Source organism: Aurantimonas sp. NFXS3 (genome assembly GCF_049132005.1).
Taxonomy (GTDB): domain Bacteria; phylum Pseudomonadota; class Alphaproteobacteria; order Rhizobiales; family Rhizobiaceae; genus Aurantimonas; species Aurantimonas coralicida.
This window is the reverse complement of sequence record NZ_JAGDDZ010000001.1, coordinates 507,381-522,414: the sequence shown is the minus strand read 5'-3', so window position 1 is coordinate 522,414 and position 15,034 is coordinate 507,381. Positions and strand designations below refer to the sequence as shown.

Annotated in this window: 7 protein-coding genes; 4 read left to right on the top strand and 3 right to left on the bottom strand. The window is 67.5% G+C overall.

Features of this window, described 5'->3' with window-relative positions:
- The first annotated feature begins 198 nt into the window (after positions 1–198).
- Complete coding sequence (locus tag J3367_RS02270; RefSeq protein WP_024348925.1) at positions 199–1,986, top strand: outer membrane beta-barrel protein; 1,788 nt, start codon at positions 199–201, stop codon at positions 1,984–1,986.
- Between the two features lie 698 nt (positions 1,987–2,684).
- Here the strand turns inward: J3367_RS02270 and galU are convergent.
- Positions 2,685–3,590 (bottom strand): UTP--glucose-1-phosphate uridylyltransferase GalU, encoded by a 906-nt coding sequence (gene galU, locus J3367_RS02265; protein ID WP_024348927.1) that lies wholly within the window; start codon positions 3,588–3,590, stop codon positions 2,685–2,687.
- Positions 3,591–3,830: 240 nt separating this feature from the next.
- Between galU and J3367_RS02260 the strand changes: the two genes are divergently transcribed.
- Together J3367_RS02260 and J3367_RS02255 are read left to right on the top strand one after the other, a co-directional pair.
- The gene (locus J3367_RS02260; protein WP_024348928.1) at positions 3,831–5,060 is read left to right on the top strand and encodes a lytic murein transglycosylase; all 1,230 of its coding nucleotides are present in this window, start codon (positions 3,831–3,833) and stop codon (positions 5,058–5,060) included.
- Between the two features lie 35 nt (positions 5,061–5,095).
- The gene (locus tag J3367_RS02255) at positions 5,096–6,487 is read left to right on the top strand and encodes an SGNH family hydrolase (RefSeq protein WP_024348929.1); all 1,392 of its coding nucleotides are present in this window, start codon (positions 5,096–5,098) and stop codon (positions 6,485–6,487) included.
- A 470-nt stretch (positions 6,488–6,957) separates the two neighbouring features.
- On the opposite strand, the gene J3367_RS02250 is transcribed toward J3367_RS02255, so the two are convergent.
- Together J3367_RS02250 and gltB are read right to left on the bottom strand one after the other, a co-directional pair.
- Entirely contained in the window at positions 6,958–8,412 is a 1,455-nt protein-coding gene (locus J3367_RS02250; protein ID WP_024348930.1) for a glutamate synthase subunit beta, read from the bottom strand.
- A gap of 116 nt (positions 8,413–8,528) precedes the next feature.
- A complete protein-coding gene (gene gltB, locus J3367_RS02245) occupies positions 8,529–13,262 on the bottom strand; it encodes a glutamate synthase large subunit (RefSeq protein ID WP_024348931.1) in 4,734 nt (1,577 codons plus the stop codon).
- Between the two features lie 503 nt (positions 13,263–13,765).
- Here gltB and J3367_RS02240 point away from each other — a divergent pair.
- Positions 13,766–14,815, top strand: a complete 1,050-nt coding sequence (locus tag J3367_RS02240) for a threonine aldolase family protein (RefSeq protein ID WP_024348932.1) — start codon at positions 13,766–13,768, stop codon at positions 14,813–14,815.
- Positions 14,816–15,034 lie beyond the last annotated feature (219 nt).

The window sequence follows — 15,034 nt, the reverse complement described above, 5'->3', positions numbered from 1 at the left end:
GTGGCGACCAATGACCAGTTCGGTCCGGCCAAAACAAGGCATGTGACGCGCAAACCCCGGTGTTGCGGGGCCCCACGGAAAATATCAACGAATCCTTAACCATGAAAATTTACGCTTTCGCAACCGGCGCGAAGAAGGCGCGGGCAATGAGAGCGCAGGCAAACCGAGATGCCGTCCATCCCCCGTCGATCCGCACGCATGATCGCCGCCACCGCCCTTCTGGGCGCGGCCGGCATCGGCGTCGGCCTGCCGGGTCTGCCGATCGCCCGCCCTGCCCTCGCCCAGTCGGCGCAGCTACCGCTGTTCCCGGAACTGCGCACCGACGACGCCCGCCCGGCCGCCCCGCAAGCCTTCGACCCCTATGATCTGAGGGCCGCGCCGCTGACCCGCGGCACCCGCATCGACCCGTCCCTCATCGACCGGCTGGAGCAATCCGGCGGCACGCCGGGCGACGATCGCCGCGGTCCGGCCGGGACCGATGCCGGCACCCTGCCGCCCGATCCGCGCGACGCCACCGAGACCGACGGCGCGTCGTCACCGGAGTTCGATCTCTTCAGCGGCCCCGCTGCCGCGCCGCAGGGCCGCGCCGCCACCAGCCGCCCGGCAGCGCCCGTCCGGAGCTTCGATCCCGAGCCCGAGGCGGCCGACGTCGCGGACGAGACCCTCGCCGAAGATCCGCGCGACGCACCGGCCTTCTCGGCCCGGCCCAGCGCCGGCGGACCGGCGAGTGCGGTCCCCGCCGTCGCGCCCCGCAATCCGCCGCTGGCCGCCGGCATCGCCGACGAGGCGCCCGCCGTCGACAGCCCGCTGCGCACCAGCCGGACCGTCATCACCCCCGAGCGCGCGCCGGTCGCCACCAGCGACGCCGATCCCTTCGCCCCGCTCGGCGTGCGCGCCGGCCGCTTCATGCTCTATCCCGAGCTGATCCAGACCCTCGGCGCCTCGACCAATATCGACGATGCGGTCGATGGCGAGAGCGGCATCTTCTCGGAAACGACGATCTCGGCCCGGCTCCTGTCCGACTGGTCCCGCCACGAAGCCGAGCTCAACGGCAGCCTCACCTATCGCCGCAACTTCGCCGGCGACACGCCCGAAGACCCGCGCGCCGCCCTCGACGGGCGCCTGCGCCTCGATCTCGACCGCATGACCACCGCCACGCTGCGCGGCGCCATCGACTATGCCCGCGAGGACACCGTCGACATCTCCGACAGCTTCGTCGGCACCGACCAGGCCGACCGCCTGCAGGGGTCCCTCTCCGGTCAGCTCGAACGCCGCTTCGGCCGCCTCGTCGTCAGCGGCACGGGCACGCTCGCGCGCACCGCCTATGCCGACCTGCCGGCCGGCGCCATCGACCAGGACTACACCACCCTCACCGCGACCTTGCGCACCGGCTACGAGATCTCGCCCGCCGTCACGCCCTTCGTCGAGGCAAGCCTCGGCCGCCGGCTCTTCGATGCGCCCGGCGAGGAAGCCGACGGGACCTTCGACCGCGACGCCCTGCTGCCGGCGCTGCGCGGTGGCGTCGCCCTCGATGTCACCGAGAAGCTGCGCGGCGAAATCGCCCTCGGCTATGCCTGGAACCGTCCCGACGACGATCGCGGCGAGGCGACCAGCGCCCCCACGCTGGACGCCAGCCTCGTCTGGTCGCCGCAGCGCGGCACCGAGGTCACCACCGCCCTGCGGACCCGCTTTGAGCCCGAAAGCTCCGGCCGCTCCACCATCGTCGCCTATGAGGGCTCGCTGGGCCTGCGCCATGCCCTCGACACGCGCACCGAACTAACCGCGACGGCGCTGGCGGAATTCAGCAATTCCACCATCCCCGGCGACGACGAGACCCTCCTGACCGGCGAGGCCGGTTTCACCTACTGGCTGCACCGCGGCTTCGCCGTCACCGGCCTCTACACCCACCGCCAGCTCTACACCGACGACGGCACGGGCGATTACGGCTCCGACACCCTCCGCATCAGCATGAAACTGCAGCGGTAGGGGAAGAGGCCTGAGGCGGGTGAAGACACGGGCGGGTTTCGAACCATCGCAGACGTTCGCCACTTTGCGAGGCGTTGCCGATGAGAGATGTTGACAGCGGCCGAGGGTTCTGACATGTCATAAACCTTGGTGCCGAACCGCGCCAATTTCCGCCCGGCTCTGCCGGGTTTTTTTATGATCGGATGAAAACCGGCCTTTATGTCCCCAGATTCCTGGGTGCAGGTCGGCCTCTTGATCAGCGCGCTTACCCTTACGGTCAATTTCCTTAGTTTCTGGTACTCCGCCCCTCGTCGGGTCGCGCGGAAGCGCGTCCGTATTGTGGAGCGCGAGCGGGAGCTGCGTATTGGAAACTGGATTGTTTGGAAAGTGCGCGATCGAGAGACCACCCGCTCCTAGCGCTCTCGCGCCCGCCTTCACTTTCAGATGACGGGAGCGAGCGATGACTCACGTCTATAGGTCAGGAGCAGACAGTATCAGCATGTCTGCTTGATCAAGTGAACGCTGGTTGTCCGAACAGCAAACGAACTCGTACGATTTTCGTTTTTTCCCCTACCGGCGATACGGCTTGGCCGCCTAGCGTTGGGCTTCGACGGCGCCGCGCCGCGCCCCCCACCTAGCGCCCCCGCCCCACACAAAGACGCCGGCGGCCGCCCCTCAGGGCAACGCCGCCGGCGCGCTTTACCGTCTCTGCTAAGCCGCTATTCGGCGGCCTTCGCCGCGTCCTTCGGCTTTACCGTGTCCATCAGCCGTTCCATGTTGCCGATCACCTTGTCGCGGATGTCCGGGCGCCACAGGGCAAAGGCGACATTCGCCTCGATGAAGCCTTCCTTCGAGCCGCAGTCGAAGGTGCGGCCGTGGAACGGATAGGCGTAGAAATCCTGCTGGTCGGCCAGCTTCAGCATGCCGTCGGTCAGCTGGATCTCGTTGCCGGCACCCTTCTCCTGGGTCTCCAGGATGTCGAAGATCTGCGGCTGCAGGATGTAGCGGCCTGAAATGTAGTAGTTCGACGGCGCCTCGGCCGGCTTCGGCTTCTCGACCATGCCGTCGAGGCGGAAGCCCGAGCCGACGTCTTCGCCGCGCCCGACGATGCCGTATTTGTCGGTCTCCTGCGGGTCGCACTGCTCGACGGACACGATGTTGCCGCCGGTCTCCTCGTAAAGCCGCACCATTTCGGCGAGGCACCCCTTCTCGGCCTGCATGATCATGTCCGGCAGGAGCAGCGCAAAGGGCTCGTCTCCCACGAGGTCGCGCGCGCACCACACAGCGTGGCCGAGGCCGAGCGGCGCCTGCTGGCGGGTGAAGCTGGCCGTGCCGGGGGTGGGCTGCAGCCGGTCCAGAAGGTCGAGTTCGGCCGTCTTGCCGCGCTCCGCCAGCGTGTTCGACAGCTCCACCTGGATGTCGAAATAGTCCTCGATGACGCCCTTGTTGCGTCCCGTGACGAAGATCAGATGCTCGATGCCGGCTTCCCGCGCCTCGTCGACCACATACTGGATCACCGGCCGGTCGACGACCGTCAGCATCTCCTTGGGGATCGCCTTCGTCGCAGGCAGGAACCGCGTGCCGAGACCGGCCACCGGAAACACCGCTTTTCTGACTTTCTTCATCCTTGCACCGTCCTCATCAAACTGGATTTCTGACGCTATCACGCGCGTGCTCACCGTCCTGTGACAGTCGGCACATTGCCGCCATTTCGCCCCGAAATAGCGGCATAAGTCGGTTCGGCCAGATCGCCCGGCCCGGCGTATCGAGATCGGCTGCCCATGCGCCGTCTTGGTGAACGATCGCTTAACGAGATGCTTCTAGTCTGCCGCTTCGCACAGCGACCCTATCTGAGGAGAAGACATATGCAACGAGCGTCCGCAATCCGGCAGAGCTGGCTGGGCTCGGTCATCATGGCCCTGTTGCTGTCGTTCCTTGCGGCAGCGCCGGCCTCGGCCGATGCCGGTTTCCAGCGCTGGATCGCCGATTTCGAGTCCGTCGCCGCTTCCAACGGCGTCAGCCGCAACGTCTACCGGGCCGCCTTCAAGGGCGTCACCTCCCCCGACCCCGACGTCATCGAGAAGGCCCGCTACCAGCCCGAATTCCGCTCCACCGTCTGGGACTATCTCGACAACCGCGTCAATGACGAGCAGGTTGCCAAGGGTCGCCAGATGGCGGCCAAATACAAGGACTGGCTCGACCGGATCGAGAAGCGCTTCGGCGTCGATCGCAACATTCTTCTGGCGATCTGGTCGATGGAGACCAATTACGGCGCCATCCTCGCCCGCGACGACGTCATGAAGAACCTGCCGCGCTCGCTGGCCACCCTTGCCTATCTCGACAAGCGCCGGGCCAAGTTCGCCCGCCAGCAGCTCATCGCGGCGCTGAAGATCGTCCAGGCCGGCCACATCGCGCCGGGCGACCTCACCAGCTCCTGGGCCGGCGCCATGGGCCACACCCAGTTCATCCCGACCAGCTACCTCGCCTATGCGGCGGACATCGACGGCGACGGCCATCCCAACATCTGGGGCTCGATCCCCGACGCGCTGGCCACCGCCGCCAACCTCCTGCGCAAGAATGGCTGGCAGACCGGCAAGACCTGGGGCTACGAGGTCGAGGTGCCGAGCCAGTATCGCGGCAAGCTGGAGCGCGACAATCGCAGCCTGTCGCAGTGGCAGGGCCTCGGCTTCTCGCGGCCCAATGGCAGCGGCTTCGCCTATCCGTCAGACCGCGCCAACCTGGTCCGGCTGGCCGGCGACAGCGGTCCGGCCTTCCTGATGTCGAAGAACTTCTTCGTCCTCAAGAACTACAACAATTCCGACAAATACGCCCTCGCCGTCGGGCTTCTGGCCGACCAGATCGCCGGCTATCACGGCCTCTATCGCGACTGGCCGCGCGGCTACACGCCGCTCTCCACCAACGAGCGTTACGAGCTGCAGAAGCACCTCGCCTCGCGCGGGCTGTATGACGGCAAGATCGATGGTAAGATCGGCGACGGATCGAAATCGGCGATCATGGCGTTGCAGGGTCGGGCCGGTCTCGCCCAGGATGGCAACGCCTCCAAGGCGCTGCTCGACTTCCTGCGGCGCAACTGACGGGCCGCGGCGCAAACGAGAGAACGGAGACCCCGATGACGGGAGCTCGACACGGCAGCAGCCCCGCAAGGGGCTGGCTCGCCAGGATGATGGTCGCCGCGCTGGCGGCCATTGCCGTTTTCGTCACGGCGGTCGTGCCGCAATCGGCGGCCTACGCCCAGCAGCGTCCGCGCACCGTCCTGGAAATGCTGTTCGGCAACCAGACCCGGGAGGCCGCGCCGCCGCGCCGCGTCATTCGCAAGCGTGCCGCTCCGCGCAAGCAGCGCACCCGCCGCTCGCGCTCCTCCTCGTCCTCCAAGCGCACGAGCCCGTCGCGTGCGCCCGCCGCAGCAGCTGCCGCCGCGCCGGACAAGAACGACACCGCCCAGACCGTCCTCGTCGTCGGCGACTTCATGGCCGACAGCCTCGCCAAGGGCCTGTCCGACGTCTATGCCGACAATGCCGACGTCAAGGTGAAGGCCCGCGCCAACGGCTCCTCCGGCCTCGTGCGCGAGGATTACTACAACTGGCGGACCAGTCTCGGTCCGATCATGGAGGAGGAGAAGCCGGCCGTCGTCGTCGTGATGATCGGCTCCAACGACCGCCAGCAGATCGACACCGGCAGCGGCAGCGCCTCGCTGCGTTCCGACGCCTGGGTCGCCGAGTACCAGAAGCGGATCGCCGCCATTGCCGGCACGGTCAAGGAGAAGGGCGTCCCCCTCGTCTGGGTCGGCGTGCCGTCCTTCAAGTTCGATCGCATGAGCGAGGACATGATCTTCCTCAACGATCTCTACAGCAAGGGCGTCGCCAGCGTCTCCGGCGAGTTCGTCGATGTCTGGGACGGCTTCGTCGACGCCAATGGCGGCTTCGTCTATTCCGGCCCCGGCGTCAGCGGCCAGAAAGTGCAGCTGCGCGGCTCCGACGGCATCACCATGACCGGCGACGGCGCCGACAAGCTGGCCTTCTTCGCCGAGCGCGCCATCACCAAGCGCCTGCGCAACCCGGCGGCGCCCGGCACTGCCTTCTCGCTGAGCGAGGAACAGCTGCCCAACATGCAGCTGCCGCCGATCAGCAACGCCGCCAACGCCGTCAACGCCGCGCCGGTCGCCCTCGACGATCCCTCCCTCGACGGCGCCGACCGGCTGCTGGGTGCCGGCGCCGTCCAGGGCTTCTCGCTGGAGCCCTCGCCACGCGACCGGCTCGTCCTCAACGGCAACAGCACCGGCAACATCGCCGGCCGCGCCGACGACTTCGCCTGGAACGAGAAACGCGCCGCCGTCTCGCCGGGCGGCCCGCCCATCGCCTATCGCGGCTCCCTCGATCTCAACAAGCTGCGCGAAAACGACGGCATCGAGCCACCGGAGGAAATGCCCTCCATCCTCGACGCCATCATCGAGGACTGGTCCCGCTCCAACGACGCCGCCAGCGGAACAACGCCGCAGGGATAAACGATCGCGGCCGCGCTCGCCTGCAACCGTGGGCGACAAGCCGCTTCCACCTATCGAGGTCGTCATCCTCGGGTCGGAGCCCGAGGATGACGCGCGGAGGGGGCAGCGCGCCAACTTGCAGCGTCGCATCGGCAGGGATGAAGCATGGTGTAGAGCGCGGAGAGGTGCGCCGACACGCAGGACCGCATCGCGAAGGATGAAGCGTGGTGCGGACACGCGGACACGGGCTTTGGACGCGCGCAGAGGGCGTGACACTCCCTGCAGCGAACGCGTGGCGCGGGTAGCACGGAGGTAGCCGCGCCCCTCTCTCCAGCCGCATCCGCAGCAGCACAACGGCGGCGATGAGCGACGCCTTTCATCAAGGTCGTCATCCTCGGGCTCCGACCCGAGGACCCATGCCTCGCCCTTGGCGCCATCCGCTCCCTCAGGCGCCAATCGCCGGGCGACGACGCATCGCCGCCCGCGCCGCCCTACCGCGGCAGCGTCGTGGCGCCCATCAGGTCGAGATCGATGGCGCGGGCCGCCTGGCGGCCTTCGCGGATCGCCCAGACCACCAGCGACTGGCCGCGGCGGCTGTCGCCGGCGGCGTAGAGCTTGTCGACCGAGGTCAGGTAGCCGAGATCGTCGGCGGCGATGGAGACATTGCCGCGGCGGTCGGTGTTGGTGCGCAGCGCCTCGCCGACATCACTCATGAAGCCGGTCTCGGACGGGCCGGCAAAGCCGATGGCGATGAAGGCGAGATCGGCCTTGATGACGAATTCCGTGCCGGCGATCGGCTTGCGGGCCTCGTCCACCTGGGCGCATTTCACGCCGGTCAGGACACCGTCCTCGCCGACGAATTCCAGCGTGGCGATCTGGAACTCGCGGATCGCGCCCTCGGCCTGGCTCGACGAGGTGCGCATCTTGGTCGCCCAGTAGGGCCAGACTTCCAGCTTGTTCTCGGTCTTGGGCGGCTGCGGCCGGATGTCGAGCTGGGTTACCTTGACGGCGCCCTGGCGGAACGCCGTGCCGACGCAGTCCGAGGCGGTGTCGCCGCCGCCGACCACGACGACATGCTTGCCGCCGGCCCAGATCTCCTCGCACGGCCAGCCGACGCTCTCGACCGGCTCGCTGCCGACCCGGCGGTTCTGCTGCACCAGATACGGCATCGCGTCGTAGACGCCGGACAGGCCGTCATGCGGAATGCCGCTGTCGCGTGGCCGCTCGGAGCCGCCGCAGAACAGGACGGCGTCGTAGCTGGCGCGCAGTTCCTCGACGGTCTTGTCGACGCCGACATTGACGCCGCAGAAGAAGGTGACGCCCTCGCCTTCCATCTGCTCGACGCGGCGGTCGATCCAGTGCTTTTCCATCTTGAAGTCGGGAATGCCGTAGCGCAGCAGGCCGCCGGGGCGGGTCTCGCGCTCATAGACATGCACCGCATGGCCAGCGCGGCCGAGCTGCTGCGCTGCGGCAAGGCCCGCCGGGCCCGAGCCGATCACCGCCACCGTCTTGCCGGTCTGCTGCTTGGCCGGCTGCGGCCGGATCAGGCCCAGCGCGTAGGCCTTGTCGGCGATCGCCTGCTCGACGGTCTTGATGGCGACCGGCGTATCTTCCAGGTTCAGCGTGCAGGCTTCCTCGCAGGGCGCCGGGCAGATGCGGCCGGTGAACTCGGGGAAGTTGTTGGTCGAATGCAGGTTGCGGGCCGCCGTCTCCCAGTCGCCGGAATAGACCAGGTCGTTCCAGTCCGGGATCTGGTTGTGCACCGGGCAGCCCGTCGGCCCGTGGCAATAGGGGATGCCGCAATCCATGCAGCGTGCCGCCTGCTTGCCGACTTCCGCGTCGGACATCGGCAGGGTGAACTCGCGAAAATGGCGGATTCGATCGGATGCCGGCTGATACTTCTGCGTCTGCCGATCGATCTCGAGAAATCCGGTGACCTTACCCATACCCACTCCAACAGTCTCTTGTGCGGGCTTCAGTGCCGCACCCAATGCTCGACGTCCAGCCCAAAGGGCCCACCGGCGCCGCGCGGCACATCAGCCACGCAGCGCATCGCGGTGGATCACTCGGCGGCAACGCCGAGCCGCATGCGCTCCATCTCCTGCAGCGCGCGGCGGTATTCGACCGGCATGACCTTGACGAATTTCGGCCGGTGCTCCTCCCAGTTCTCCAGCATCTCCGCCGCCCGGCGCGAGCCGGTATAGTGGTGATGGTTGGAGATCAGCTGGAACAGCCGCTCGCCGTCGTGGCTGGTCATGTCCGAGGACAGGTCGACCCGGCCCTTGTACTGGAGGTCGCCGCCATGGTGGTGCAGCTTCTCCATGATGTCGTCCTCTTCCGGAACCGGCTCCAGATCGACCATGGCCATGTTGCAGCGCTCGGCGAAGTCGCCGACCGCGTCATAGACATACGCCACGCCGCCCGACATGCCGGCCGCGAAGTTGCGGCCGGTCTCGCCGAGAATGACGACGACACCGCCGGTCATGTACTCGCAGCCATGGTCGCCGACGCCCTCGACCACCGCCACGGCGCCCGAATTGCGCACGGCGAAACGCTCGCCCGCGACGCCGCGGAAATAGCACTCGCCCGAGATCGCCCCGTAGAGCACCGTGTTGCCGATGATGATCGACTCCTCCGGCACGATGCGGGTGTCCTCGCGCGGGCGCACCACGATGCGGCCGCCCGACAAGCCCTTGCCGACATAGTCGTTGCCGTCGCCGGTCAGCTCGAAGGTGATGCCGCGGGCAAGGAACGCCCCGAAGCTCTGGCCGGCGGTGCCGGTCAGCTTCACCGTGATGGTGTCGTCGCGCAGGCCCTTCAGCCCGTAGCGCTTGGCCACCTCGCCCGACAGCATCGCGCCGGTCGAGCGGTCGACGTTGGAGATCGGCGTCTCGATGGTCACCGGCTGGCGCGCCGACAGGGCGGGCTCGGCCTCGGCGATCAGCTTGCGGTCGAGAATGTCGACGATCGGGTGCTCCTGCAGCTTCGTCCAGCGCACTGCCTCGGGCGCGGCATCGGGCTTGTAGAACACCTTGGAGAAGTCGAGGCCGCGCGCCTTCCAGTGCTCGATCATCGGCTTCTTCTCGAGCAGCTGCGACTGGCCGACCAGCTCGGCCATGGTCCGAACGCCCATCTCCGCCATGATCATCCGCACCTCTTCCGCGACATAGAAGAAGTAGTTGATCACGTGCTCCGGGGCGCCCTTGAAGCGCTTGCGCAGCACCGGGTCCTGGGTGGCGACGCCGACCGGGCAGGTGTTCAGATGGCACTTGCGCATCATGATGCAGCCGGCGGCGATCAGCGGCGCCGTCGAGAAGCCGAACTCGTCGGCGCCCAGAAGCGCCCCGACGATGACGTCGCGGCCGGTCCGCAGGCCGCCGTCGACCTGCAGGCAGACGCGGTCGCGCAGGCCGTTCATCACCAGCGTCTGCTGGGTCTCGGCGAGACCCATCTCCCACGGGCTGCCGGCATGCTTGATCGAGGTCATCGGCGAAGCGCCGGTGCCGCCGTCATAGCCCGACACGATGATGTGGTCGGCGCGCGCCTTGGCGACACCCGCCGCGACCGTGCCGACGCCGACTTCCGACACCAGCTTGACCGAGATGTCGGCCGCCGGATTGACGTTCTTCAGATCGTAGATGAGCTGCGCCAGATCCTCGATCGAATAGATGTCGTGATGCGGCGGCGGCGAGATCAGGCCGACGCCCGGCGTCGAATGCCGTGTCTTAGCGATGGTCGCGTCGACCTTGTGGCCGGGCAGCTGGCCGCCCTCGCCGGGCTTGGCGCCCTGCGCGACCTTGATCTGCAGCATGTCGGCATTGACGAGATATTCCGTCGTCACGCCGAAGCGGCCCGACGCGATCTGCTTGATCGCCGAACGCTCGGGATTGGGCGTGCCGTCGCTCAGCGGCAGGAAGCGGTCCGATTCCTCGCCGCCCTCGCCGGTGTTCGACTTGCCGCCGATCTGGTTCATCGCCCGTGCCAGCGTCGTATGCGCCTCGCGGGAGATCGAGCCGAAGGACATGGCGCCGGTGCAGAAGCGCTTGACGATGTCCTTGGCCGACTCGACCTCGTCCAGCGGCACCGGCGTGCGGCCGGCTTCCTCGGCCATCTTGATGTGGAACAGGCCGCGAATGGTCGAGCTCTCGACCGCCGCCTCGTTCACCATCTTGGCGTAGTCCTGGTACTTCTCCCAGGAATCGGTGCGCACGGCGTGTTGCAGCGTCGCCACCGCATCCGGCGACCACATGTGGGTCTCGCCGCGCATGCGGTAGACATACTCACCGCCGATATCGAGCGAGCGCTGCAGGATCGGATCGTCGGAGAAGGCGCGGGCATGGCGCTCGGCCGTCTCGCGGGCGACCTCTTCCAGGCCGACGCCCTCGATGGTCGTCGCCGTACCGGTGAAGTAGCGCTCGACGAATTCCGACTGCAGGCCGACCGCGTCGAAGATCTGCGCGCCGCAATAGGACTGGTAGGTCGAGATGCCCATCTTGGACATGACCTTCAAAAGGCCCTTGCCCACCGACTTGATGTAGCGGGTCACCACCTCGTTGGCGTCGACCTCCGGCGGGAATTCCTTGCGCCGGTGCATGTCGAGCAGCGTGTCGAAGGCCAGATACGGGTTGATCGCCTCGGCGCCGTAGCCCGCGAGGCACGCGAAGTGATGCACCTCGCGCGGCTCGCCCGATTCCACCACCAGGCCGGCGGCGGTGCGCAGGCCCTTGCGGATCAGGTGGTGATGCACCGCCGCGCAGGCCAGCAGCGCCGGGATCGGGATACGATCCGGGCCGACCTGCCGATCCGACAGGATGATGATGTTGTAGCCGCCCGCGACCGCAGCCTCGGCGCGCTCGCACAGACGCTCCACCGCACCCGCCATGCCCGCCGCGCCGGCTTCCGCCGCATAGGTCATGTCGATGGTCTTGGTGTCGAACCGGTCCTCGGTGTGACCGATGTTGCGGATCTTTTCCAGATCGCCATTGGTCAGGATCGGCTGGCGCACCTCCAGCCGCTTGCGGCGCGAGGAGCCCTCGAGGTCGAAAATGTTCGGCCGCGGCCCGATGAAGGAGACGAGGCTCATCACCAGTTCCTCGCGGATCGGATCGATCGGCGGGTTGGTGACCTGGGCGAAGTTCTGCTTGAAATAGGTGTAGAGCAGCTTCGACGACGACGACATCGCCGAGATCGGCGTGTCGGTGCCCATCGAGCCGATCGCTTCCTGGCCGGTGGTGGCCATCGGCGCCATCAGCGTGCGGGTGTCCTCCAGCGTGTAGCCGAAGGCCTGCTCGCGATCGAGCAGCGAGACGTCCGAGCGCGAGGCGCGCGGCGCCACCGGCTTCAGGTTCTCCAGGATGATCTGGGTGTTCTTCAGCCACTCGCCATAGGGGTTGGCCGACGCCGTCTCGCGCTTGATGTCCTCGTCGGAGACGATGCCGCCCTTCTCCAGGTCGATCAGCAGCATGCGGCCCGGCTGCAGCCGCCACTTCTTGACGATGCGCGCCTCGTCCACCGGCAGCGTGCCGGCTTCCGACGCCAGGATCACCAGATCGTCGTCGGTGACGATGTAGCGGGCCGGGCGCAGGCCGTTGCGGTCCAGCGTCGCGCCGATCTGGCGGCCGTCGGTGAAGGCGACGGCGGCGGGGCCGTCCCACGGCTCCATCAGCGCGGCGTGATACTCGTAGAAGGCCTGGGTGTCCTTCGGCATCTGCTTGTTGCCGGCCCAGGCTTCCGGGATCAGCATCATCATGGCGTGGGACAGCGGATAGCCGCCCTCGGTCAGGAATTCGAGCGCGTTGTCGAAGCAGGCGGTGTCGGACTGGCCCTCGTAGGAGATCGGCCACAGCTTGGAGATGTCGTTGCCGAACAGTTCCGAATCGACCGAGGCCTGGCGCGCCGCCATCCAGTTGACGTTGCCGCGCAGCGTGTTGATCTCGCCGTTATGGGCGACCATCCGGTAGGGATGGGCGAGCTTCCAGGACGGGAAGGTGTTGGTCGAGAAGCGCTGATGCACCAGGGCCAGCGCGCTCTCGAAGCGCGGATCGGTCAAATCGGCGTAATAGGCGCCGAGCTGGTAGGCCAGGAACATGCCCTTGTAGACGATGGTGCGGGCCGACAGCGACACGACATAGAAGCCGATGTCGCGGCCTTCCGTCTCCACATGGACGCGGTTCGACACGACCTTGCGCAGGATGAACAGCCGCCGCTCGAACTCGTCGTCGCTGGTCAGCGTCGGCGCCCGGCCGATGAAGACCTGACGGTGCACCGGCTCGGTCGCCAGGATCTCCGGCGCCTTGGAGAGCTGGGAATTGTCCACCGGCACGTCGCGCCAGCCGAGGATCGTCTGGCCTTCCTCGCGCACGACCTCCTCGAACACCGCCTCGATATGGCGGCGCTTCTCGGCGTCCTGCGGCATGAAGACGTGGCCGACGCCGTACTGGCCGGCGGCCGGCAGCTCGATGCCCTGGCCGGCCATCTCCTCGCGGTACAGCCGGTCCGGGATCTGCACCAGCATGCCGGCGCCGTCGCCCATCAGCGGATCGGCGCCCACGGCGCCGCGATGGGTCAGGTTTTCGAGGATCTGCAGGCCCTTCTCGACGATCGAGTGGGACTTCTGGTTCTTCATATGCGCGATGAAGCCGACGCCGCAGGCATCGTGCTCGTTGCGCGGATCGTAGAGGCCGATCTTCTCCGGCATGGTGCGCGGCTTGATCGCGGCACCGATGGTCGCGGCGGCGGTGTCGTTCGAGAGGCTGGTCTCGAAGGTCCCGGCGTTGGATGGCGTCAGCTTCGTCATCGCGTCGTCTCCCGTCGTCGCGCCGCCGTTTCCGGCCGCGCATCTTGTCGCGCCGTTTCAGGCGCAACCTTGGCTCCGGTCCCGCGCCGTCCGCCTGGTTCAGGAGAAGCTCCCTCAGGCGTCCGGGCCGAACCCGAGCGACAATGTCTCGTTTCCGCCGGCTTTTCGCATGACCGCTGGCGTCAGGATAGAACCCGGGCGCGTCTTTTCCGCGCGCCATCGTGCCAGATCGCGCTTTTTCACCAGCCGATTTATGGCAGCATCACTGTCCTATCGGCCGTAATATGACAGAAGCGGTGCCACGCCACAAGGCCACCCCCGGCAGCGCCCCCTCGCCGGCCCCACGCGGATTCAGCATGCGCCGGTCCGCGCGCTGGTCCCTGAACGACCCGCCTCGACTGCAAAGAACGCGCCCGGCAACCGCCCCCGCATGCCCGCAGCGCATGGGAGATCCGCGCCGCGTCCCGCTTGCCCTTGGCCGCGGCGCATTATAACTGCCCGCCATGATCTTTGCTTCCGATAACTGGTCCGGCGCCCATCCGGCGATCAATGCAGCCCTCACCGCCCACGGCGCCGGCATGGCCGCCGCCTATGGCGCGAGCGATCTCGACAAGCGCGTCGAGCGCCGCTTCGACGAATTGTTCGAGCGCGAGGTCGCGGTGTTCTTCGTGGGCACCGGCACCGCCGCCAACTCCCTCGCCTTCGCCGCGGTCAACCGGCCGGGCGGCGTCGTCCTGTGCCACCGCGAGGCCCACGTCATCGAGGACGAGTGCGGCGCACCGGAATTCTTCACCCATGGCGCCCGCATGGCGCCGATCGACGGCCCCGACGGCAAGATCGACCCGGACAATCTGAAGCGCGAAATTGCCCGCTTCAAGCCGGACTTCGTCCATGCCGGCCAGCCCATGGCCGTGACCATCAGCCAGCCCGGCGAGGCCGGCACGCTCTACAGCGGCGACGAGATCGAGACGATCGCGAAGATCGCCCATGACCGCAATCTCGCGCTCCACATGGACGGCGCGCGCTTTGCCAACGGTCTGGCCGCCACCGGCATGACTCCGGCTGAGATGACCTGGAAGCGCGGCGTCGACATCCTGTCCTTCGGCGCCACCAAGAACGGCTGCTGGTGCGCCGAGGCCGTGGTCTTCTTCGATCCCGCCAAGGCCAGCCAGTTCCCCTATATCCGCAAGCGCGGCGCCCAGCTCTTCTCCAAGACGCGCTTCGTGGCGGCCCAGTTCATGGCCTATCTGGAGAACGATCTCTGGCTCGAGCTCGGCAGCCATGCCAACCGCATGGCCGACCGCCTGCGCGCCGGCCTCGACGCCAGCAACCAGGCCCGCCAGGCCTGGCCGACCCACACCAATGAGAGCTTCGCCATCCTCAAGGCCGACCGGGCCGAGGCGCTGAGGGCCCGCGGCGCGGTCTTCTACGACTGGAACCCGCCGCACGGCTTCCACGACATCGTCGGCGACGACGAGCATCTCGTCCGCCTCGTCACGAGCTGGTCGACGACCCCCGACGAGGTCGACCGCTTCTGCGAACTCCTGGCCTAATCCGCCCCCCCCGATCGGTCGCCCGAGCGACGGCCGATCGGCGTCCGATGAAGTCCCAACTGACTCCCGTCAGCCGCAAATCGGCCCTTCGACAGACAGGGAACCGACTTGCCTTCGACGCCCCCCCCTGACTGGCCCCTGACCAGCCTTCGATAGAGCCCCTGACCGGCCTGCAACGGTCGCCCGGGACTGGCCCTCGACGGACCCCTGACTGGTCTT